The sequence below is a fragment of the Fictibacillus halophilus genome, from assembly GCF_042680145.1.
Lineage (GTDB): Bacteria > Bacillota > Bacilli > Bacillales > Fictibacillaceae > Fictibacillus > Fictibacillus halophilus_A.
In genome coordinates this window covers 1805040-1827611 of record NZ_JBHTNQ010000001.1, presented here as the reverse complement: position 1 = coordinate 1827611, position 22572 = coordinate 1805040, and the positions used below count along the sequence as shown (strand labels likewise).

Genomic DNA, 22572 nt, shown 5'->3' with positions numbered 1-22572 from the left:
AATGTTACTTAAAAAACAAACAGTTTGGCTATTAACAATGCTTAGTTTGATTATTGTATTATCTGTGTATTACATTACTGCACCAGGTGGAACTGATGATCTTGCATACTTGGAGGCAGGTAAAAAATCTGGTAAAGATGCTACAGTTTCAGGTGTTGCCAACGATGATATGTTCACTGCCCTTCGTTTAGAGCGTGATGAAGTTCGTGACGAGATGAGTGCAGATTATGTAGCTGTAGCAGGTTCAGAAGATGCATCCGCAGAAGTGCAGGCGGAGGCTTGGGCTAAAATGACTGAATTGCAGTCACTTACAATGAAAGAAGCTACTCTCGAAACACTAATTAAGTCAATGGGCTTTAAAGATGCACTTGTCAGCACGATGAACAATGAGATTAAAGTGATCGTAAAAGCAGATAAATTATCCAAAAAAGAAGTTGTTGAGATTATGAATTTAGCAAACGAACATCTGGGCAGCAGCAAAACAGTAGCTGTTGAATACCATGCCGCAAAGTAAAATGAAGCCGGAGTGATTCCGGCTTTTTTTATTTTGTGGCATTTCGTGTTATATTTTTAGAAGAATCAGATGTATTTCCGGTTTGTATTTATTTTATATAGGCAAAAATAGAATAATAAAGGATTCATAGCGTAATCGCTTACAATCTCTTTAGGAATCGTGTACTATTAGATTTGTACATCAAACTAATGTATCCATGAAAAAAGAAATATGGTATATTACTTTTGTTAAGACCTAGTCACAATAGAAGGTGCTAAATCAAAATAAACCTAGACAGGATTGTTTAAAGGAGTCGAGATCTCATGCTAAAAATACAAGAAATTCGAGAACTAATTAAACTTATCGACAAATCAAGTATTAATGAATTCAAATATGAAAATGACGGTTCGAAAATCGTTCTTAAAAAGAATGCTGGAACTGCTGTTTCATATCAGACAGAAGAAGTACCCGTTCAGCATGTAGTAAATCAAGCACCACCTGCAAGAGAGTCAGCTCCTGCTGCAGAACCGGTAAAGGCTAGTCCGGAAGTACAGCAAGAGACAAAGGCTGCAGAAGAAGATTCATCTTTACATAAAGTTGTGTCACCGATGGTTGGTACATTCTATGCAGCATCATCTCCAGAAGATGATCCTTTCGTTAAGCCTGGAGACCAAGTATCAAAAGACAGCATCGTCTGTATCATTGAAGCTATGAAATTATTTAATGAAATTGAATCCGAAGTTAACGGTGAAATTGTAAAAGTATTGGTGGAGAACGGACAACTAGTAGAATATGGACAACCTCTGTTCCTCGTGAAAGCAGAATAGGAGGGTATGTCAATGATTAATAAGCTATTAGTAGCGAACCGTGGTGAAATTGCAGTCCGGATTATTCGAGCATGCAAAGAACTAGGTGTTGAAACGGTAGCCGTTTATTCAGAAGCTGACAAGGATGCCTTACATGTCCGTTTGGCAGATGAGGCTTATTGTATCGGACCTACTGCTTCAAAAGACAGTTACTTAAATTTCACAAATATTATGAGTGTAGCCACATTGACAGGTTCAGATGCGATTCATCCAGGATACGGATTTTTAGCTGAAAATGCCGATTTTGCTGAGCTTTGCAGAGAATGCAATGTAACATTCGTAGGACCTAGTGCTGAAGCTATCAACAAGATGGGAATTAAAGATGTTGCCAGAGCAACAATGGCAGATGCAGGTGTACCAATCGTTCCTGGTTCTGAAGGGATTATCAGGGACAAGGAAGAAGCCGTTGAACTCAGCAATAAAATTGGCTATCCCGTTATTATTAAAGCGACTGCCGGCGGCGGGGGAAAAGGAATTCGTGTAGCCAAAAACGAAGCTGAACTGTTAAAGGGTATTGCTATCACTCAGCAGGAAGCTGCAACTGCTTTCGGTAATCCAGGCGTTTATATCGAAAAATACATTGAAGATTTCCGTCATGTAGAAATACAAGTTCTTGCAGATAATTACGGACATGTTATTCATTTGGGAGAAAGAGACTGCAGTATCCAAAGACGCTTGCAGAAGCTTTTAGAAGAAACACCATCTCCTGCAATTAGTCCGGAAAAACGCCAAGAAATGGGTGAAGCTGCTGTTAAAGCAGCAGAAGCCGTTCAATACTCCGGTGCTGGTACTGTTGAGTTTATTTTTGACCATAATACTGGTGACTTTTATTTCATGGAAATGAACACACGTATTCAAGTTGAGCATCCTGTAACAGAAATGGTTACCGGGATTGATCTTATAAAAGAACAGATCAAAGTAGCATCAGGCGAAAAATTAAAATATAAGCAGGAAGACATTGAGTTTAATGGATGGTCGATCGAATGCAGAATTAATGCAGAGAATCCTGAAAAGAACTTTATGCCTTCTGCCGGAAAGATTGACATGTATCTGCCTCCAGGAGGACTAGGCGTTCGCGTTGATTCAGCCGTGTATCCTGGATATACAATACCGCCATTCTATGATTCCATGATTGCAAAAGTAATCACTTATGGGAACACTAGACAAGAAGCAATCGATCGTATGAAGCGCGCGTTAAGTGAATTTGTTATTGAAGGAGTTCACACGACCATTCCTTTCCATCTGCGTCTTTTAAACCATGAAACATTTGTGAATGGCGACTTTAATACTAAGTTTTTAGAGAATTATGATTTAACTTCAAAAAGTGAATAACAGTGGAGGTGCATAAAATGAATGAACTGTCATTTGAGATGGAGAGCTATTCATCAGAGTTAGGTAAAGTTGAAATCTCACCTGAAGTAATTGAGGTTATTGCAAGTATTGCAGCTTCAGATGTTGAAGGTGTAGCGTCAATGAGAGGGAGCTTTGCAAGTGGAGTTGTAGAGCGACTAGGAAAGAAAACGCACGGTAAAGGCGTTAAAGTTGAGCTGTCAGAGTCAGGTATTTCAATCGATATTTATGTATCTATGAAATATGGCGTTGCGATTCCAGATGTTGCTCAAAAAATCCAAGATTATGTCAGACAGGCATTGTTAGATATGACTGCACTAGAAGCAACAGACATTAATGTATTTGTGGTAGGCGTTCAATTCGACTCCAAAGAAAAACAGTATGAAGCACCGGAAGTAGATTGATGCAGAAAATCAAAGGGGGATTCCTCCTTTGATTTTTTTCTTTCTTAGCCTTTTTCTTAGGCTGTGTTACTAAAGGCTGTTTTCTAAAGGATTGTTGCTTTTGGCTTTTTAAATTCTCATCATTTGCAAGTTGATTGTAGCGCAAGATGCGAGACTCCTACGGGACGAGCGGTCAGGTGGAGACTCCTAATGGCGCGAAGCGGCAGGAGACTCACCGCACGCCCCGTGGAAAGCGAGTAGCCTGGAGCGGAAATCAACTACTTTCAAAAGCAACATTGTATTCGGAAACAGCATTTTTTAGATAAAAAACTGAATGTTTTGAAGGGTTTTAGTATTAAATGTTCGGATTGTAACCTCTCGTCTGAATATGGTATTATGCTAGATAGAAATTGTTCGCATATAGAAAGGAAGTCGAATTATGAAACGTAGACTTGCTAGAGAAAAAGCCTTTCAAACGCTTTTTCAAATTGAAGTGAGTGACATTAATATTGAAGAAGCAATGGAGCACGTATTAGAAGGAGAACCATCTGATGATTTTCTTAATGAAATCGTGAGTGGAACCGTTGAAAATAAAGCAGAAATAGAGAGATTTCTAACTCCTTATTTAGAAAAATGGAGCTTTTCAAGACTTGCTAATGTAGAACGCGTAGTTCTGCAAATGGCAGCTTATGAATGGCTTTACATGGATGAAGTACCCAAGAACGTTACTCTGAATGAGGCGATAGAAACTGCTAAAATATTTGGCGGTGAGGAAGCCGGACGCTTCGTTAATGGTGTATTAGGAAAGGTAATCTCAGATATCCGGAAAAAATAATAATTTTTGAGGGGGACCTAGAATGACTGTATTAGATGGAAAGCAAATTGCAAAAGAGATAAGAGAGCAGCTGGCTAGAGAGATACAGGAACTGAAGCTGGAAGGAAATGTGCCTGGACTGGCTGTTATTCTAGTAGGCGATCACCCTGCATCACGTTCATATGTTCTTGCAAAAGAAAGAACATGTAAAGAACTGGGGATGCACTCAGTATTAACTGAATTGCCTGAGTCCATTTCTGAAAATGATTTGTTAGACTGCATTCAATCCTTTAATAATGATGAACAAATCGACGGAATTCTTGTTCAGCTCCCCTTACCCTCACATATAAGTGAATCAAAAGTTATTGAAACAATCCTGCCTGAAAAAGATGTTGATGGCTTCCATCCTATAAATATCGGAAGAATGCATGCTGGTGATGAGCATGCGTTTATTCCATGTACACCGCTTGGTATATTAGAGATGGTTAAACAGACAGGTGAAGAGATTTCTGGAAAGCATGTTGTTGTGGTAGGCAGAAGCAACTTAGTTGGAAAACCTGCAGGGCAGCTATTCTTGCAAGAGAACGCAACGGTTACGTTTTGCCATTCAAGAACAAAAAATCTGGCAGCACAAACACTGCAAGCCGATATTTTAATTGCCGCAGTAGGAAAACCAAACATTATTACCGAAGATATGGTTAGACCTGGTGCGGTTGTTATTGATGTAGGTGTAAACCGTCTTGAGAACGGTAAATTATGCGGAGATGTTGATTTTGAAGCAATTAAGCCAAAAGCAAAACATATTACTCCTGTTCCTGGCGGGGTAGGTCCAATGACGATCACGATGCTGATGAATAATACAGTGCTTGCATCAAAATGGAGAAAGAAGACAAAGGAAGTTCACTAATGCAAAACGATCGGTATGTACCAATATCTGCTGTAACCAGATATATAAAACGATTATTTGAAAATGACGGCAATCTGCAGGATGTATGGGTTAAAGGTGAGTTATCCAATGTTAAGCTGCATAGCAGAGGTCATTTGTACTTCACTTTAAAAGATGCAAATAGCAGAGTAAGCGCAGTTATGTTCGCAGGAAATAATAAATATTTAAACTTCAAGCCTGAAGAAGGTATGAATGTTTTGATTCAAGGTTCCTTTTCCGTATATGAACCACAAGGACAATATCAGCTTTATGCAAGAACGATGCAGCAGGATGGTGTTGGTAATCTCTTTTTAGCGTATGAAGCATTGAAAAACAAGCTTGAACGCGAAGGGCTTTTTGATACATCACGCAAAAAGCTGCTGCCAAAGTTTCCTATAAGAATAGGAGTTATCACATCGCCAACAGGAGCTGCGGTCAGGGATATCATCACTACGATTAAACGCCGCTTCCCTTTAGCGACTGTTACATTGTTTCCGGTTCTAGTACAAGGGCCTGGTGCAGCTCCATCAATTGTTCGTGCAATTGAGCAGGCGAATGAATTAAATAAAGCTGATGTATTGATTGTCGGCCGTGGCGGGGGTTCAATCGAGGAGTTATGGGCATTTAATGAGGAAATCGTAGCACGCGCTATTTCTTTTTCACGATTACCGGTTATTTCTGCAGTTGGTCATGAAACAGATTTTACGATTGCAGATTTTGTAGCTGACCTAAGAGCGCCTACTCCAACCGCAGCAGCTGAGTTAGCTGTCCCGCATTTGGATGAACTCGGTGACCGGCTGCACCAAAGAAGTGTAAGGCTGAAGAGAGTTATGGGTGATTTTTTAGCTGGGCATCAGCAGCAATTAAGCCGTCTGCAGAAATCATATGCTTTTAAATATCCGACTCAGCTTGTGAAACAGAAGGAACAGGAATTGGACAGACACATAGACAAGCTTAAAAGAACTGCTGAAACCTTTCTTGGAGAGCATCAGAAACAATTAACACAGATGCAGCGTCAGCTAGCTCTATTCTCACCAGCTGGCCAGCTGCAAAAAGCAAATGAAAAAGTAAATTTGCTTCATAAGAACTTAATCAAAGAAACAAACAGACATATGAGACAGCACCAAACGAATTTTTCCAATAAAATTTCAAGGCTGTCCTCATTAAACCCGTTAGCTATAATGGATAGAGGATACAGTCTTACTTATAAAAAAGGAAAAAACGAACTCGTCAAGTCAGTGAAGCAAGTTAATTCTGGTGAGTCGTTAACGATAAAACTTAAAGACGGACAGATCAATTGTCACATCACTGGAACGGAGGGTCTTTAACCAATGGCTGAAAAAACGGAAAAAAAATTAACATTTGAAGATGCAATGCTACAGCTTGAAGAGATTGTTGAGAAACTTGAACAAGGTGATGTGCCTTTAGAAGAAAGTATTGATCTTTATCAGCAGGGTATGAAGCTTTCAAAGCTGTGTCATACAAAGCTTAAAAACGTTGAGAAGAAAATGGATACGATCATGCATGAAGATGGAAAGGAAGAACCATTCGTCATCCAGGAGGAAGATCATTGATTGATTTTGAACAATATCTTCGCGATAAGAAACAATTAGTAGAAGATAGGATGATCGGTTATCTTAATAGGCTTAATGCTCCGGCTACTTTAAAAGAATCAATGCTTTATTCTATTTCTGCAGGAGGAAAAAGACTGCGCCCCATATTAGCACTTGCAGTCATGGAATCTTTTCAAAAAGACCCTGAATTTGTATTAGATGCAGCTTGTGCCATTGAGTTTGTACATACGTATTCTCTTATACATGATGATCTTCCATCTATGGATAATGATGATTATAGAAGGGGAAAGCTTACTTCCCATAAAGTATATGGAGAAGCGCAAGCTATATTGGCAGGAGACGCCCTTTTAACAGAAAGCTTCTCTTTGGTTACGGATAATGTCTTCCTTAATACAGATCAAAAAGTCAGATTGCTCTCAGTTCTTTCCCGTGCAGCAGGTGCAGAAGGAATGGTTGGCGGCCAGGTAGAAGATCTTGAAGGAGAAAACAAAGAGCTTTCTCTCAAAGAGCTAGAGAGCATCCACGAAAAGAAAACAGGTAAAATGCTGGAGTGCTCTGTATTAACTGGTGGAATTGCGGCTGATGCAACTGAAGGGGAGCTTTTGGCTTTACAGCTCTATGCTCGGCACATAGGAATCGCATTTCAAATCCAGGATGATATCCTGGATATCACGGGTAATCAGGATGAACTTGGTAAGCCGATTGGCAGTGATGAAGCAAACTTGAAGACAACATATCCGAAATTGCTGGGTCTTGACGGCGCACAAAAAGAAATGGAAAATCACATTCGGATTTCTTTGGAACATTTAGGTAAAATCAATAGAAATACAGGCATATTAGCATCCATTGCGGACTACATTATAAAAAGAAACCACTAAGAGATTGTTGAGCAATTGGAAGTATGATATGATATTATTTGCTTTGGAGTGGTGCAGTATTCTAGTCAGTCCCCCGTTCCTGAAGGCGGGCCTAAAAATCCGCCAAAGGGCACATCGATGAAGTTCCTTGTGTTGGCTTGAGGCGCCCAGCCTTGGGTTAACGCTGGGAGTTAAGGTTGAAGGGCGATCCACAATGGCATGTGGGCGATGACCCTTCTTCCGCGGAGGCCCCCATATTTGCGGTTTGTGTTCAAAAGACCTTACTGCGAAATGGGGTTTGAACCTGCTTTGCCGCTTTTCTTGATCTTCAGGAAAAGAAAAGGCGAGCAGCGTAGCCTGCCTTGAGTGGAGCTAGAGGGGATTATGGTGTGAAAAGCCTGTATCGGTTGGCCGCTGATTTTGAGCTTTATGCCATATGAAATCTACTCTGCAAAAGAGGCTAGGGAATGTGCGAAGGGCTGTTGAGGAAAACTCCTAGACTGTTCTGCTATCTAGACACCTGTTAGGGATTATAGTGCGGACTAAGTGGTAATCTAGTCTAACGTTTGGCGACAGCGTTAAGAAGAGAGTAAAGGGAAACCGCGAATATGGCGACATTTCGTACTCTTCTGGGAAAACCTACTGGACCTAAGCCGCAGTCTTTACTTAATAAGGTGACCACTCCTTATTACATAAAGTTACCAAAAAAGAAGGAGTTATGCATGAAGCATTCCTTTTCTAAAACACTCAAATGGAGTACAAGCATTGCCGTTATCACTCTTGTGTTAGCGGCTATTTTTACAGTTGTCTCTTCTGCCCTCCTTAATGGTGTTTCGTGGGGCATCGGGATGGGAATCGTCTTTTTAATCGTGTTAACCGGTGTTATCTTTGATATTATCGGAGTAGCATCCACAGCGGCTCAAGAAGTTCCGTTTCATGCGATGGCTTCAGAACGAGTACCAGGTGCAAAACATGCTATTCTAATAACAAGAAACGCAGATCGTGTAGCGAACTTTTGCAATGACGTAATCGGGGATATATCTGGTATAGTTAGTGGTACAGCGTCTGCTGCAGTTGTGGTAGAGCTGACGCTTTCAATGGGTCGGAATAATGGCTCAAATCTCGAGTACTTGATTACAATAATCTTTACAAGTGTTGTTGCTGCACTGACAGTCGGCGGTAAAGCGCTAGGAAAATCTTATGCGATCAATCACTCAACCTTTATTATTTTTCAGGTTGGGCGTTTATTATATTTTATAGAGGAAAAATTAAGAATTAAACTGCTATCGCCTGCTAAGAAAGAGAAAAAAAGGCGTTAATGGAAAGAGAGGCATATTCCATGAACCTGGAAGACATTCAGAATCCTCATTTTTTAAAATCATATGAGACTGAACAATTAAATAAATTAGCCGGTGATATCCGTTCTTTTTTAATCGAGAAACTTTCAGTAAGAGGAGGCCACTTAGGCCCTAACCTGGGAGTTGTTGAATTGACACTCGCTATGCATAAGGTATTTGACAGCCCGAACGATAAATTTATATGGGATGTCGGGCATCAGGCGTATGTTCATAAAATCCTGACAGGCAGAGCGTCTCAGTTCGATACACTGCGCCAATATAAAGGCTTGTGCGGATTTCCTAAGAGAAATGAAAGTGAACATGATGTATGGGAAACGGGTCATAGTTCAACATCTCTTTCTGCTGCTATGGGAATGGCAATTGCACGTGATCTCAAAAAGACTGATGATAAAGTAATCGCAGTTATCGGAGACGGTGCATTAACAGGCGGGATGGCTCTGGAAGCTTTAAATCATATCGGTCATGAAAAGAAAGACCTGATTGTCATCCTAAACGACAATGAAATGTCCATTGCACCAAATGTTGGTGCTCTTCACAACGTTCTTGGACGTATGCGGACAGCCAGAAAGTATAATAAAGCGAAAGATGAGCTTGAAGCATTAATCCGGAAGATACCAGCGTTTGGAGGCAAGCTTGCCGCTACTGCTGAACGTGTAAAAGACAGCTTAAAATATTTATTGGTGTCAGGCATGTTCTTTGAAGAGCTTGGATATACGTACTTAGGTCCTGTAGATGGGCACGACTTGGACGATTTAATTGAAAACCTTTCATATGCAAAGAAAACAAAAGGTCCTGTTATCATTCATGTTCTTACGAAAAAAGGAAAAGGATATGAACCAGCTGAGAGTGATAAAAAGGACAGCTGGCATGGTGTTGGACCATATAAGATCGAGTCCGGTGAACAAATCAAGCCTCAGCAATCAGGTCCTTCATACAGTGGTGTTGTTAGTAAAACATTAGAAACGCTCTCACATAAAGATGAGAGGATAGCAGTTATTACACCGGCAATGACAATTGGTTCTAAGCTTGTGGACTACGGAAAAGCTTTTCCAGACCGCCTTTTCGATGTAGGGATTGCTGAACAGCATGCAACTACTATGGCCGCAGGTCTTGCTACACAAAAAATGAAGCCTGTGCTTTCCATATATTCTACTTTCTTGCAGCGCGGGTACGATCAGGTAGTTCATGACGTTGCAAGACAGAACTTGAATGTTCTTTTTACTATTGACCGTTCAGGTTTAGTTGGTGCAGATGGAGAAACGCACCAAGGTGTTTTTGATATTGCGTTTTTACGCCATATACCAAACATGGTGCTAATGATGGGAAAAGATGAAAATGAACTTCAAAATATGGTTTATTCAGCGCTGAAATATGAAGATGGTCCAATCGCAATCCGTTTCCCAAGAGGCAATGGAACTGGTGTTCAAATGGACGATGAGTTTGAAAATATTCCAATTGGGTCTTGGGAAGTCCTGAAAGAAGGCGATGATGTTGCCATTCTTACTTTTGGAACAACGATACCGATGGCGCTTGAGGCTTGGGAAATTCTCGCGAAATCTGGAGTATCTGCTCGGGTGATTAACGCACGGTTCATTAAGCCGCTTGATTTTAAAATGCTGAACGAACTATATGCTCAAAACATGCCGATTCTTACTTTGGAAGAAGCTATCTTGCAGGGCGGGTTCGGGAGTGCTGTGCTGGAACATGCTGCTGACAATCAAGCGAGCGTTTTAATAGACCGAATGGGTATCCCTGACTGCTTTATCGAACACGGAAGTGTAACAAAGCTTCTTGAAGAGATCGGTCTAACGACTCCTGATCTGGTTGAACGTGTTAAAAAGCTGGTTAAGAGAAAAGCAGAAAAGGGTCTTTTTACATGAAAAAAGAACGTGTAGATGTCCTGCTTGTCAACCGCGGGTTGTGTGAAACAAGAGAAAAAGCAAAAAGGTCTGTTATGGCAGGCCTTGTTTATTCTGGAACAATACGTATGGACAAGCCTGGAGAAAAAATTGAAACAGATGCCCCTTTACATGTTAAAGGCGATTTAATTCCTTATGTGGGAAGAGGCGGTTTAAAGCTAGAGAAAGCATTAAAAGTCTTTTCTTTTGATGTTAAAGATAAAACTGGTATGGATATTGGGGCTTCCACAGGGGGCTTTACTGACTGTGCCCTGCAGAATGGTGCTAATTTTATTTATGCCATCGATGTTGGGTATAACCAATTAGCCTGGAAGCTGCGGAATGATCCCCGTGTTGCTGTAATGGAAAGGACGAATTTCCGTTATGTAACTCCTGACCAGCTTGAAAATGGAATTCCGGATTTTGCTACAATTGATGTTTCTTTTATCTCACTAAGAATTATTCTTCCAGTTCTCGCTCAGCTTATGGAGGAGGGAGAAGTTATCGCTCTTATTAAACCTCAATTTGAAGCCGGCAGAGAAGAAGTAGGAAAAAAAGGAATTGTCAGAGATCCGAAAGTTCACGAAAGAGTTATTACAGAAATCATTGAATTTGCGAAAAAAACAGGGATAAACCCTGTGGATTTATCCTTTTCACCAATAACAGGAGGAGACGGAAATATTGAGTTTCTTCTTCACGGGGAAGTGAATAAACAGGATAGATCACCTATCTCTGATGAAAGAATTAAGGAAGTTGTTACTGAAGCGCATAATACTTTTAGAAAAGAGCGGGAATAACCAAAATCCTGCTCTTTTTCTTTAGCTTTTTTCTAAAAGATTGTTGCTTAAGATTATTTCTTTCACTTCATTGATAAGTTGATTGGAGTGCAAGGTGCGTGCCAACTACATGAATACTCTCCTAGCAAGGCATGCGACGAGGAACAAGCGCGTCAGGATTTGCTTGTAGACGCAGGAGCACATATACTTCCTTGAAAGTGAGACTCCTAATGGTGCAAAGCGCCAGGAGGCTCACCGCACGCCCCGCGGGAAGCGAGCGACCTGAGAAGGAAATCAACTACTTTCAAAAACAAAAAAGTTTGTGAGAACAGCCTTTTCATTTTATTCCATTAATGAAAAATTTACATCCTATGCACAATAGTATAAGATAAAGGCAGAATGTGACAGTGTGAAAATTGAGGTGGATTTACTAGTGAATAAAGGACAGCGACATATTAAAATTCGAGAGATGATCAGCAATCATGATATTGAAACGCAAGATGATCTTGTTGAACTTTTGAAGAAAGCAAACTTTAATGTTACTCAAGCAACGGTTTCACGTGATATTAAAGAACTTCACCTTGTGAAAGTTCCAATGAATGACGGGCGTTATAAATACAGTCTTCCGGCTGACCAGAGGTTTAATCCTCTTCAAAAGCTTAGAAGAACACTGACAGACAGCTTTATAAGCATAGATCATGCCGATCATTTGATTATTATGAAGACCCTTCCAGGTAATGCAAATGCAATAGGTGCATTGATTGATAAGCTGGATTGGGAAGATCTGATGGGAACGATTTGCGGTGATGATACAATCTTAATCATTTGCCGTTCAAAAGATGTAAGTTCGGATATTTCGCAGCGTTTTTTAGATATGCTGTAAATCTTTTAATAAGGTGTGATGTACTTGTTAGCAGAATTAAGTATTCGTAATTTTGCTATTATCGATTCTTTAAGTGTTTCTTTCAAAAAAGGGCTAACCGTTTTAACAGGGGAAACAGGTGCAGGAAAATCGATCATCATTGATGCTATTGGTCTTTTAATTGGAGGACGCGGCTCAACTGAGTTTGTTCGTTATGGAACACAAAAAGCAGAAATCGAAGGATTATTCCACATTCATGAGGACCATCGCGTTTATGAGAAATGTGAAGAAGTCGGGATAACCATAACTGATGAAATGGTTGTACTTAAACGTGATATAACTGATAGCGGAAAAAGCATCTGCCGAGTAAACGGGAAGCTCGTCACACTTTCTGTATTAAAAGAAATAGGACAAGCTCTAGTTGATATTCACGGTCAGCATGAAACTCAATATTTGATGCAGCCGGATAAACACCTATTCTTATTAGACAGCTTTGGTGACAAAGATTTTAAGAAAGAGCTCTTTACCTATGAAGAAACATTTAAAGAATATAAAGATATAAGCAAACAGCTTTCAGAACTCTCAAGAAATGAGCAAGAGATCGCTCAGCGAATTGATTTATTAGAGTATCAATACGAAGAGATTGATGGGGCAAATTTGCTCGAAGATGAGGATATCAAGCTCGAAGAAGAAAAGAGAATGCTCGGCAACTTTGAAAAAATTCATGGACACCTCCAGGACGCATATCACAGTCTTTATGGAGAAGGTAAAGGTCTGGAACTTATTTCTAGTGCCATGGCTGATTTCTCGCAGGTAGCAGCGCTGGATGAATCCCTTAAGGCAGATGAAGAGCAGTTTGGCAGCAGCTTCTACGTGCTCGAAGAACTGACGTACAAAATTCGCGATATGTTTGATTCACTGGAGTATAACCCGGAAAGATTAAACAGCATCGAAATGCGGCTTGATGAAATCAGTAAATTGAAACGCAAATACGGTTCTTCTGTTAAGGAAATCTTACGGTATGGGGAAAAGGTTAAAAAGGAACTTGAACTCATTCAAAACAAAGATAACCATATAGAAGAGCTAAAAGCTAAGCAGTCAAAGGTTATATCAAAATTAGAGACCTCAGGCAAAAAGCTTACAAAAAAGCGATCAGAAACAGCGAAAACATTAAAGAAAGCCATTCAACAGCAGCTTAAAGAGCTTTATATGGAAAAAACGGAATTTGAGGTTGTAATGGAAAGTACGGAAGAAAATCAGTTCTTGAAGACTGGAATGGATTCTGTTGAATTTTTTATTTCTCCCAACCAAGGTGAACCTTTGAAACCTTTATCAAAAGTGGCTTCTGGCGGAGAATTATCCAGAGTTATTCTGGCTTTAAAAACCATTTTTTCTGAAAATCAAGGAATTACTGCTATTATCTTTGATGAAGTGGATACAGGAGTTTCAGGACGAGTTGCTCAGGCTATTGCAGAGAAGATCTATCGTGTATCAGTTGGTTCCCAAGTGCTATGCATAAGCCATCTTCCTCAAGTTGCGGCTATGGCTGATACACATCTCCATATTTCAAAATCAACTCTTCAGGGAAGAACTGTTACGAAAGTGCTTTCTTTAAAAACGGATGAAAAAGTTCATGAAATCGGCCGGATGATTTCTGGCGTGGAAATTACAGATTTGACCAAACAGCACGCACAGGAATTGCTCCAGCTTGCAGAGACCATAAAAAAATCATCTTAAAACAATTATGCATGAAAAAGCTATCCATTTAAGGAATAGCTTTTTCTTTTTTGCCGGTTATAATCTTATGGTCCGTAGGCTAAATTAAAGGTACAGCCATGGTGAGGGTGTGAGCTTGGAGCGAGGAGAGTGAAAGATGTTTAAGGATTTACTTCGGCGAATGATCGGCGTTATTCTCCTTGGAAGTTTAGTGGGAATCGGTTTTTTGTCTCCTGTGCGTGATTATGTGAAACTGCCTGAATCTGTTACAATTTTTGAAGGACAAAATTCGATTCAGTCACTTCCTGCAGGTACATCTATTCAGCAGGAAGAGAATGAAATTTATACAACAGCAATGGAAAGTGAAAAAATCGTTTCGATACAAGCCAAAACAAATGGTGATCGTATGGCAACTCTCGAAGCAGCAAGTTTTCCCATTAAAAAGATGGATGTAAAAGTACTTTCCGATTTAAAGGTTGTACCAGGCGGACAATCTATAGGTGTAAAATTAAATACACTCGGAGTCCTTATTGTTGGTCATCATCTTGTAAATACGAATTCAGGTAAGCAGTCTCCAGGGGAAATTGCCGATATTCAGGTAGGAGATATTATTACCAAAATCAATGGAAAAGATATAAAAAAGATGGGCGATGTCAGCCCTTTTGTCAGAGAGTCTGGGGAATCTCAAAAACCGCTGGATGTAACAATCATCAGAGACGGCAAATCCCTGCACAAAACACTTAAACCCCTTCAGGATAAAAATGATCAGTCATATCGAATTGGATTGTATATTAGAGACTCTGCTGCTGGAGTCGGTACACTTACTTTTTATGATCCAGCATCATTTAAGTACGGAGCTTTAGGACATGTTATTTCAGACATGGATACCAAAAAGCCAATCAAAGTAAACAATGGCGAGATCTTAGGTTCGACAGTAACTTCAATTGAAAAAGGTTCAAATGGACATCCTGGAGAAAAATTAGCACGTTTCTCAAATGATCAAAGAGTTTTAGGGGATATTTCAAAAAACAGTCCTTTTGGTATATTTGGGAGATTGAACGATAAGATTTCTAACGGCAGCTGGAACAAGCCTCTGCCAATTGCATTGTCAGATCAAGTAAAAGAAGGCCCTGCAAAAATCCTTACCGTAGTCAACGGTTCAAAGGTAAGGGAATTTGATGTAGATGTGATCAGTTCTGTTCCACAAAAGTTTCCAGCAACAAAAGGGATGGTAATCAAAATCACTGATCCCGAACTTTTAAAGATTACCGGGGGAATCGTACAAGGTATGAGCGGGAGTCCAATCATTCAAAACGGAAGAATTATTGGTGCGGTAACACATGTGTTTGTAAATGATCCAACTTCAGGATATGGTGTTCATATTGAGTGGATGCTTGATGAAGCTGGTATAAATATATACGAAGAAAGAAAACAGGCGAGCTGATGCAGTTGCCTGTTTTTTATTTGTTGCTATTAGAGTTTCCGTTCCAGGTCGCTCGCTTTCCGTGTGGCGTACGGCCCCCTCCGTTCTGCGTACATTGAGAGGTCTCACCAGCCCCGCTCGTTCTACAGGAGTCTCACCCTTCCGCTCCAGTTAAGAATTCAAAGAAGAACCTCTTGATGAAAATCTCTCAGTAGCAACAATCTTTTAGAAAAAAGCCTTTCAAAGCTTAAAAATTTAACCTAATGAAAAGGTTTTCTTTATTGTTTAGACATCTTTAAGAAAATTTTGTATAATAGGATTTATAAAGAAAATTCGACAAACATATATGTTTACATACCAATAACTGTCGAAATTCGAAGTAAATTGAAGAAAATAGGTTTTTCTACAACAAAAATAAAATAATTTTAAAAAATTTAAAACAAAATAAAGGGATTTACGATTTATTGTTGAAATCTTACATTGGGAAAAACAAGAAATTGTTGGATGGGGAGGAATTAATGGTGCAAAAAGTTAAAGTGTGTCTAGCTGATGATAATCGTGAACTAATTAGTCTTTTGAGGGAATATCTTTCAAGTCAAGATGACATGGAAGTAATTGGGGTAGCTTATAACGGTCAAGAATGTCTTTCCGTTTTAGAAAATAAAAATCCTGATGTACTCGTACTCGATATTATCATGCCGCATTTAGACGGATTAGCTGTTTTAGAAAAAATCAGATCAAGTGATGATCTGCCTCAGCCTAATGTAATTATGCTAACTGCTTTTGGACAAGAAGATGTTACGAAAAAAGCTGTTGATCTTGGAGCTTCTTATTTTATCTTAAAACCATTTGATATGGATAATTTAGCTAGTCAGATCCGCCAGATTTGCGGATCGGAAAAAACAACAGTTCAGCGTGCATCCGGAAATCGAAGCAGTTTCCAATCAATAAATAAACCGCGTAATCTAGACGCAAGTATTACGAGCATCATCCACGAAATTGGTGTTCCTGCTCATATTAAAGGCTATATGTACTTGAGAGAAGCAATTTCTATGGTATATAACGATATTGAACTATTAGGATCAATTACAAAAGTATTGTATCCTGATATCGCTAAAAAGTTTAACACCACTTCAAGCCGTGTTGAACGCGCGATCCGCCATGCGATCGAAGTTGCTTGGAGCCGTGGAAACATCGACAGTATCTCTTCTTTATTCGGCTATACCGTTTCCATGTCTAAAGCAAAACCGACCAATAGTGAATTCATTGCAATGGTTGCGGATAAATTAAGAATCGAACATAAAGCTGGATAAAAAATAAAAAGGGCTAACTCATTTGAGTTAGTTCCTTTTTCTTTTTACGGTACGTGTTCTTTTAATTTTTACACGTACGCTCAAAAACCTTAAGTTACGCTCTAAATCCCTGAATTACGCTCAGAAATCTTTATGAGCGCTCAAAATAGTCGAGTTACGCTCAATCTGCCTGCCGCTTCGCTCAACTTAAAATAACCAGCCAATTTCTTTCATTGGTCTGGTTATTTTTTCTTATACTTTAACTGTACTTTATTTCTTTTTCGATCACGGTAAAATATAAATCCTCCCACAAAAGCCAGTCCAGCTGAAAAGCTGATAAATCCTGCGATAAACTGGAGCCACAAGAATGGGAAAGGAAATTGCAATACTCCAAATAATGTGTCCCTCATCCATTTTATGCCCATTACGGCCATGATACCAGGAATTAAAACAATTACTAATGCTGCATACCTGCTCATGATTGTACTCACTCCTCTACATGTATTGTACATAAAGTTTATTTTATTGTCGATGAAATTACAGTTTGCAAACCCTTTCATGCTACGGTATGATAAATGTGTGAAAAATATTGCACATCCACTTTACATAGAATTTGGAGGGGTAATGTTGCAAACTGTATTGTTAATGACCGCTCCTGAAGAAACACCAAAGATTCTTCGTTTAATAAGGTCTTCAGCTTTTTTTGAACCAATCGGAGTTTTTGTTGAAATGGGTGCGGATAAAACGCATGATGATGTGCCGATTTTTTCATATTCATCTCCACCTCAGCTTGAGCCAGACTATGTGGTGTATTCACCTTCAAATAAAAAAATAGCCAATCAGCTGCAGGAAGATGTTTATCATGAATCAGACATTATTTCAGATTCTCAATTTTATAAATTAGCAGATCACCTTAAACAATCTAAGGCTGCCGAAGCTAATCTTCAGCAGTTCAAAACGATTTTAGATAATACTCATGATGGTATGATTGTTATTGATCAAAGGCTGAACATCACTATTTTTAATAAAAGTGCCGAAAGAATGACAGGTCTATCTGCTAATGAAGCATTAGGCAGATCTATTCTGGAAGTAATGCCGAACAGTCAGCTTCCAAGAGTCTTGGATTCAGGGATTGAGGAAGTAAATCAAGAACAGATACTTGCGAACGGTACAAAAATTTATACAACAAGAACGCCTATTTTAGATCAATCTGGACGGAAACTTGGTGCATTTGCAGTTTTTAAAGATATTACTGAAATCGTAGACCTTGCAGAAGAAGTCACAAACTTAAAAAGTATTCAAATTATGCTTAGTTCTATTATTAATTCATCAGAGGAAGCTATATCTGTTGTGGATGAAGAAGGAAAAGGGATTATGATAAATCCTGCGTACACAAAACTTACTGGCTATACAGCAGAGCAGGTAATAGGCAAGCCCGCAACAACAGATATTTCTGAGGGTGAAAGTATTCATATGCAAGTTTTGAAAACGAGAAAACCAGTTAGGGGAGCAAGGCTGCGAGTTGGTCCAAAAAGAAAAGATGTAATCGTTAATGTCGCGCCGATTATAGTTGATGGTTTATTAAAAGGCAGCGTTGGTGTGATTCATGACGTTTCAGAGATAAAAGGCTTGACTGAGGAATTGAATCGGGCCAGGCAGATTATCCGGACACTTGAAGCTAAATATTCTTTTGAAGATATTATTGGTGAATCAGATGAGATGAGGTTTGCGGTTGATCAAGCTAAGCTTGCAGCTTCAACGCCTGCAACTGTTCTTCTGCGCGGCGAGTCTGGTACTGGAAAAGAACTTTTTGCTCATGCGATCCATAACGCGAGCGACAGGAAGTTCAATAAATTTATAAGGGTTAATTGTGCGGCACTCTCTGAATCACTCTTAGAAAGCGAACTCTTCGGTTATGTAGAAGGCGCATTTTCAGGTGCTTTAAGAGGGGGTAAAAGAGGTCTCTTTGAGGAAGCTAACGGTGGAAGTATCTTTTTAGATGAAGTGGGAGAACTTTCACAAAATACACAGGCTAAACTGCTGCGAGTATTACAAGAAAATGAAATTAGACGAGTGGGAGACACGAAAGCGATTCCCATAAATGTCAGAGTTATTGCCGCCACAAACGTTAACCTTGAAAAGATGATAGCAGATGGCACTTTCAGGCAGGATTTATATTACCGTCTAAACCGGATGCCGATTTATATTCCGCCACTTAGAGCAAGGAACAGTGATATTGTAATGCTGGCAAATCATCTTTTGCAAAAACTGAATCAGGACTACGGACGAAATATTGACATTATAAGCAGTGACGCGGAAGATTTCCTGCTTAAATATCATTGGCCGGGAAATGTTAGAGAACTTGAAAATGTATTGGGCCGGGCAATCATCCATATGAGTCATACAGATTCAAAAATTAACCGAGAACATATTTCTCTGCTTCAGCAAATTGATCATAATAAGCCGAATTCAGAATCGGGCGGTTCTTTTAACGAATTAACGAAAGAGATCACTTTAGCGGAACAAATGGACGAGTTTGAAAAAAACATTTTAACAGATGCTATTAACAGATATAAAGGCAATAAAACGAAAACTGCGAAAGCATTAGGTATCTCATTGCGTAACTTTTATTATAAACTTGAAAAATATGGATTAGACGATAAAGTGCGCAAATAATTTCATGCAAAATTTTGCGCAATTCTTGCAAATTATTGCAAAAAAGTAAGCTGAGTATTAATAATCTTTATGAATTAATTTGGCATGAAACTTGCATATCTATATTTGTGTTTAACAAGGGGGGATAACATGCATTTGGAAGACTTGGTCAGCCAAGCCAAAAATCAGCAAGTGAAACCAGTCATCGCAGTGGCAGAAGCAGGCGATCAAGAAGTTATGGAAAGTGTTTTACGGGCTTATAAAGAGGGCATTGCCCATTTTATATTATTTGGAAATGCGGAAGTAATTTCTGACTGGCTAGAAAAGAATACAAACGATTCTACACCGGGAATTGAAATTGTTCCAACTAATACAGCGACAGCCGCAATAGAGGCTGTAAAAGCAGTACACGATGGCAAAGCGGATATCCTGATGAAGGGACTCGTTTCAACTTCCGTACTCTTAAAAGCTGTATTAAATAAAGAATTTGGCTTAAGGACAGGTAAAGTCCTGTCACACGTAGCCGCGTTTGAAATCGCGGGGTATGACAGACTGATATTTGTTACAGATGCTGCAATGAATATAAATCCTGACCTTAACCAGAAGAGTCAAATATTGCAAAATGCAATAGATTTTGTTCAGCAAACAGGTGTTGATCAGCCTAAAGCTGCCGTTTTAGCTGCAGTAGAAAATGTAAACCCTGCCATGCAAGCAACTCTGGATGCTGCCAGCCTTACTGTAATGAATTTAAGAAACCAAATAACTGGCGGAATTGTGGAAGGTCCTTTAGCCCTCGATAATGCCATCTCAATGGAAGCGGCAGCACATAAAGGAATCGCAGGAAATGTAGCAGGAAAGGCAGATATTTTACTTGTTCCGACCATTGAAACGGGCAACATTTTATACAAGTCACTCATTTATTTTGCCCGTGCAAAAGTTGGAGCAGTCATTTGCGGTGCTAAAGCGCCAATTGTTCTAACTTCAAGAGCTGATTCTTCTGAGAGTAAATACCTCTCAATTGCTTTGGCTGTGAAATCTGTCATCACTGATAAGAAACTTTAGGAGGAATACAAAATGGAAATTTTCAAATATATGGAGACTTACGATTACGAACAAATGGTGATCTGCCAAGATAAACAATCTGGTTTAAAAGCTATCATCTGTATCCATGACACGACATTAGGTCCTGCTCTAGGCGGAACAAGAATGTGGACATATGATTCTGAAGATGCAGCAATTGAAGATGCATTGAGACTTGCAAGAGGAATGACTTACAAAAATGCTGCAGCTGGTTTGAACCTTGGCGGCGGTAAAACAGTTATCATTGGAGACCCTAAGAAAGATAAAAACGAAGAAATGTTCCGTGCATTCGGACGCTACATCCAAGGTCTAAACGGCCGTTATATTACAGCAGAAGATGTTGGTACAACGGTTGAAGATATGGATTTAATCTATCAGGAAACACCATTTGTCACAGGCGTTTCACCAGCTTTTGGTTCAAGCGGAAATCCTTCTCCAGTAACAGCTTATGGTGTTTACCGGGGTATGAAAGCAGCAGCTATGGAAGCGTTTGGAACAGATTCTTTAGAAGGAAAAGTGATTGCCGTTCAAGGTGTAGGGCATGTTGCTTATACACTTTGTAAACACCTTCATGAAGAAGGAGCTTCACTAATCGTAACAGATATAAACAAAGAAGCTGTTCAGCGTGCTGTTGAAGATTTCGGTGCCAAAGCTGTAGACATCGACGATATTTATAGTGTTGACTGCGATATCTTTGCTCCATGTGCACTTGGTGCGATTATTAATGATGACACGATTTCAAAAATTAAGGCGAAGGTTATTGCAGGTGCTGCAAACAACCAGCTAAAAGAAACAAGACATGGTGATGCTCTCCATGAAATGGGTATTGTCTATGCTCCAGATTATGTAATCAATGCTGGCGGAGTAATAAATGTTGCTGACGAACTTAATGGCTACAACCGTGAGAGAGCACTTAAGAAAGTTGAAACAATTTATGACAATATTGCAAGTGTTATTGAAATTTCAAAGCGTGATAACATTCCTACTTACCTTGCAGCTGACCGTCTTGCTGAAGAGCGTATTGAGCGAATGAGAAAATCAAGAAGTCAATTTTTATTAAATGAACGACACATTCTGTCAAGCCGAACTCGCTAAGAGTTTGTATTAATGGAGGTTTGAAACGTGCATCAAAAAGAATTTCGCATACTAGTGATCAATCCGGGCTCAACCTCTACCAAGATAGGTATTTTTGATAACGAAAGGCCTGTTTTTGAAAAAACAATCAGGCATGATATAGATACCATTAATCAATTTGACTCTGTCATTGATCAATATTCATTCAGAAAAGAAACCATTCTAGAGGCATTGGATTATGAAGGAATAAACATTTCAAAGTTAAGCTGCGTGGTTGGCCGCGGGGGATTATTAAGACCGATCGAAGGTGGAACTTACAGCGTAAACGAACCAATGCTGCAAGATTTAAAAACGGGGTTTGCAGGTGAACATGCTTCTAATTTAGGCGGTATTCTTGCATATGAAATAGCAGAAGGATTAAATATTCCTTCATTTATCGTAGACCCTGTTGTAGTTGATGAAATGGATGAGATTGCACGTATATCAGGTGTACCTGATATCGAACGAAAAAGTATATTTCATGCATTAAATCAAAAAGCGGTAGCAAGAAGAGTATCAAAAATGCTTGATAAATCCTATGAATCACTACGTCTCATTGTTGTTCACATGGGCGGAGGAATTACGGTTGGGGTTCATAAGGACGGCCGGGTAATTGATGTAAACAATGGCCTGCATGGAGAAGGGCCTTTTTCACCTGAACGTGCAGGTACAGTTCCAATCGGAGATTTAGTCTCTCTTTGCTTCTCTGGAGAATATTACGCGGATGAAGTAATGAAAAAGCTCGTTGGACAAGGCGGACTTGTTGCTTATCTGGGAACAAATGATGCAAGAACAGTGGAAGAGAAAATTGAGAACGGCGATGAAAGAGCAGCACTTGTATATGATGCAATGGCTTACCAAGTCGCTAAAGAAATCGGGTCAGCGAGTACGGTCCTTCACGGTCAAGTTGATGCGATCGTTCTAACTGGCGGGCTAGCTTTTGGCAAAGAATTTGTTAAAAAAATAACAGATCGTGTTGAGTGGATTTCAGATTGTATCATTCAGCCTGGAGAGAATGAACTTCAAGCGTTAGCAGAAGGTGGACTTCGCGTTTTAAGAAATGAAGAGAAGGCGAAGGAATATCCAGGAGGGAAGACTCCTGCAGAATTGCCGCTGGATTAACAGCAAAAGGAGATA

Annotated in this window: 21 protein-coding genes; 20 read left to right on the top strand and 1 reads right to left on the bottom strand. The window is 39.6% G+C overall.

Annotated elements, in window-relative coordinates; translation table 11 throughout:
* Position 1: 1 nt before the first annotated feature.
* From ACFQ4X_RS09435 to spo0A, 16 genes are all read left to right on the top strand, one after another.
* Positions 2-514: a SpoIIIAH-like family protein gene (locus ACFQ4X_RS09435; RefSeq protein ID WP_066290819.1), complete on the top strand. Its 513-nt coding sequence runs from the start codon at positions 2-4 to the stop codon at positions 512-514.
* A gap of 302 nt (positions 515-816) precedes the next feature.
* On the top strand, positions 817-1320 hold the full coding sequence (gene accB / locus ACFQ4X_RS09430; protein WP_379834667.1) for an acetyl-CoA carboxylase biotin carboxyl carrier protein: 504 nt from the start codon (positions 817-819) through the stop codon (positions 1318-1320).
* Between the two features lie 12 nt (positions 1321-1332).
* Complete coding sequence (gene accC, locus ACFQ4X_RS09425; protein ID WP_379834665.1) at positions 1333-2691, top strand: acetyl-CoA carboxylase biotin carboxylase subunit; 1359 nt, start codon at positions 1333-1335, stop codon at positions 2689-2691.
* 17 nt (positions 2692-2708) lie between these two features.
* Positions 2709-3113, top strand: coding sequence for an Asp23/Gls24 family envelope stress response protein (locus ACFQ4X_RS09420; RefSeq protein WP_066290809.1), 405 nt, complete (start codon positions 2709-2711; stop codon positions 3111-3113).
* 418 nt (positions 3114-3531) lie between these two features.
* A complete protein-coding gene (gene nusB, locus ACFQ4X_RS09415; protein ID WP_379834663.1) occupies positions 3532-3927 on the top strand; it encodes a transcription antitermination factor NusB in 396 nt (131 codons plus the stop codon).
* A 22-nt stretch (positions 3928-3949) separates the two neighbouring features.
* Positions 3950-4813 (top strand): bifunctional methylenetetrahydrofolate dehydrogenase/methenyltetrahydrofolate cyclohydrolase FolD, encoded by an 864-nt coding sequence (folD, locus tag ACFQ4X_RS09410; protein ID WP_379834661.1) that lies wholly within the window; start codon positions 3950-3952, stop codon positions 4811-4813.
* Positions 4813-6159: an exodeoxyribonuclease VII large subunit gene (xseA, locus tag ACFQ4X_RS09405; RefSeq protein WP_379834659.1), complete on the top strand. Its 1347-nt coding sequence runs from the start codon at positions 4813-4815 to the stop codon at positions 6157-6159. The genes folD and xseA overlap by 1 nt, the downstream gene beginning before the upstream one ends.
* A 3-nt stretch (positions 6160-6162) precedes the next feature.
* Entirely contained in the window at positions 6163-6405 is a 243-nt protein-coding gene (locus tag ACFQ4X_RS09400) for an exodeoxyribonuclease VII small subunit (RefSeq protein ID WP_379834658.1), read from the top strand.
* A complete protein-coding gene (locus ACFQ4X_RS09395) occupies positions 6405-7283 on the top strand; it encodes a polyprenyl synthetase family protein (protein WP_379837110.1) in 879 nt (292 codons plus the stop codon). The genes ACFQ4X_RS09400 and ACFQ4X_RS09395 overlap by 1 nt, the downstream gene beginning before the upstream one ends.
* Before the next feature lie 701 nt (positions 7284-7984).
* The gene (locus tag ACFQ4X_RS09390) at positions 7985-8581 is read left to right on the top strand and encodes a hypothetical protein (protein WP_379834656.1); all 597 of its coding nucleotides are present in this window, start codon (positions 7985-7987) and stop codon (positions 8579-8581) included.
* Positions 8582-8601: 20 nt separating this feature from the next.
* The gene (dxs, locus tag ACFQ4X_RS09385; RefSeq protein WP_379834654.1) at positions 8602-10500 is read left to right on the top strand and encodes a 1-deoxy-D-xylulose-5-phosphate synthase; all 1899 of its coding nucleotides are present in this window, start codon (positions 8602-8604) and stop codon (positions 10498-10500) included.
* Positions 10497-11315, top strand: coding sequence for a TlyA family RNA methyltransferase (locus tag ACFQ4X_RS09380; protein ID WP_379834652.1), 819 nt, complete (start codon positions 10497-10499; stop codon positions 11313-11315). Before dxs ends, ACFQ4X_RS09380 begins: the two co-directional genes overlap by 4 nt.
* Positions 11316-11727: 412 nt before the next feature.
* Positions 11728-12177, top strand: coding sequence for a transcriptional regulator AhrC/ArgR (ahrC, locus tag ACFQ4X_RS09375; RefSeq protein WP_066290784.1), 450 nt, complete (start codon positions 11728-11730; stop codon positions 12175-12177).
* Positions 12178-12201: 24 nt separating this feature from the next.
* A complete protein-coding gene (gene recN, locus ACFQ4X_RS09370) occupies positions 12202-13893 on the top strand; it encodes a DNA repair protein RecN (protein WP_379834649.1) in 1692 nt (563 codons plus the stop codon).
* Positions 13894-14029: 136 nt separating this feature from the next.
* Entirely contained in the window at positions 14030-15316 is a 1287-nt protein-coding gene (gene spoIVB / locus ACFQ4X_RS09365) for a SpoIVB peptidase (protein ID WP_379834647.1), read from the top strand.
* A 500-nt stretch (positions 15317-15816) separates the two neighbouring features.
* On the top strand, positions 15817-16608 hold the full coding sequence (gene spo0A / locus ACFQ4X_RS09360) for a sporulation transcription factor Spo0A (RefSeq protein WP_379837108.1): 792 nt from the start codon (positions 15817-15819) through the stop codon (positions 16606-16608).
* 221 nt (positions 16609-16829) lie between these two features.
* Here spo0A and ACFQ4X_RS09355 read toward each other — a convergent pair whose 3' ends face one another.
* Positions 16830-17066 carry a DUF2627 domain-containing protein gene (locus ACFQ4X_RS09355; RefSeq protein WP_379834646.1) on the bottom strand — a complete coding sequence of 79 codons (237 nt, stop codon included), beginning with the start codon at positions 17064-17066 and terminating at the stop codon, positions 16830-16832.
* Positions 17067-17166: 100 nt separating this feature from the next.
* On the opposite strand from ACFQ4X_RS09355, the gene ACFQ4X_RS09350 reads away from it, so the two are divergent.
* From ACFQ4X_RS09350 to buk, 4 genes are all read left to right on the top strand, one after another.
* Positions 17167-19263, top strand: a complete 2097-nt coding sequence (locus tag ACFQ4X_RS09350) for a sigma 54-interacting transcriptional regulator (RefSeq protein WP_379834644.1) — start codon at positions 17167-17169, stop codon at positions 19261-19263.
* A gap of 129 nt (positions 19264-19392) precedes the next feature.
* Positions 19393-20304: a phosphate butyryltransferase gene (gene yqiS / locus ACFQ4X_RS09345; protein WP_379834642.1), complete on the top strand. Its 912-nt coding sequence runs from the start codon at positions 19393-19395 to the stop codon at positions 20302-20304.
* Positions 20305-20316: 12 nt separating this feature from the next.
* A complete protein-coding gene (gene bcd / locus ACFQ4X_RS09340; RefSeq protein WP_130295053.1) occupies positions 20317-21417 on the top strand; it encodes a branched-chain amino acid dehydrogenase in 1101 nt (366 codons plus the stop codon).
* A 27-nt stretch (positions 21418-21444) separates the two neighbouring features.
* The gene (gene buk, locus ACFQ4X_RS09335; RefSeq protein WP_379834640.1) at positions 21445-22557 is read left to right on the top strand and encodes a butyrate kinase; all 1113 of its coding nucleotides are present in this window, start codon (positions 21445-21447) and stop codon (positions 22555-22557) included.
* The last annotated feature ends 15 nt before the right edge of the window (positions 22558-22572 follow it).

Coding starts and splice junctions, on each gene's coding strand:
- xseA (WP_379834659.1), top strand. CDS start 4,813: ATGCAAAACGATCGGTATGTACCAATATCTGCTGTAACCAGATATATA.
- ACFQ4X_RS09435 (WP_066290819.1), top strand. CDS start 2: ATGTTACTTAAAAAACAAACAGTTTGGCTATTAACAATGCTTAGTTTG.
- accB (WP_379834667.1), top strand. CDS start 817: ATGCTAAAAATACAAGAAATTCGAGAACTAATTAAACTTATCGACAAA.
- dxs (WP_379834654.1), top strand. CDS start 8,602: ATGAACCTGGAAGACATTCAGAATCCTCATTTTTTAAAATCATATGAG.
- ACFQ4X_RS09400 (WP_379834658.1), top strand. CDS start 6,163: ATGGCTGAAAAAACGGAAAAAAAATTAACATTTGAAGATGCAATGCTA.
- ACFQ4X_RS09355 (WP_379834646.1), bottom strand. CDS start 17,066: ATGAGCAGGTATGCAGCATTAGTAATTGTTTTAATTCCTGGTATCATG.
- ACFQ4X_RS09420 (WP_066290809.1), top strand. CDS start 2,709: ATGAATGAACTGTCATTTGAGATGGAGAGCTATTCATCAGAGTTAGGT.
- nusB (WP_379834663.1), top strand. CDS start 3,532: ATGAAACGTAGACTTGCTAGAGAAAAAGCCTTTCAAACGCTTTTTCAA.
- bcd (WP_130295053.1), top strand. CDS start 20,317: ATGGAAATTTTCAAATATATGGAGACTTACGATTACGAACAAATGGTG.
- spoIVB (WP_379834647.1), top strand. CDS start 14,030: ATGTTTAAGGATTTACTTCGGCGAATGATCGGCGTTATTCTCCTTGGA.
- yqiS (WP_379834642.1), top strand. CDS start 19,393: ATGCATTTGGAAGACTTGGTCAGCCAAGCCAAAAATCAGCAAGTGAAA.
- accC (WP_379834665.1), top strand. CDS start 1,333: ATGATTAATAAGCTATTAGTAGCGAACCGTGGTGAAATTGCAGTCCGG.
- folD (WP_379834661.1), top strand. CDS start 3,950: ATGACTGTATTAGATGGAAAGCAAATTGCAAAAGAGATAAGAGAGCAG.
- ACFQ4X_RS09390 (WP_379834656.1), top strand. CDS start 7,985: ATGAAGCATTCCTTTTCTAAAACACTCAAATGGAGTACAAGCATTGCC.
- ACFQ4X_RS09380 (WP_379834652.1), top strand. CDS start 10,497: ATGAAAAAAGAACGTGTAGATGTCCTGCTTGTCAACCGCGGGTTGTGT.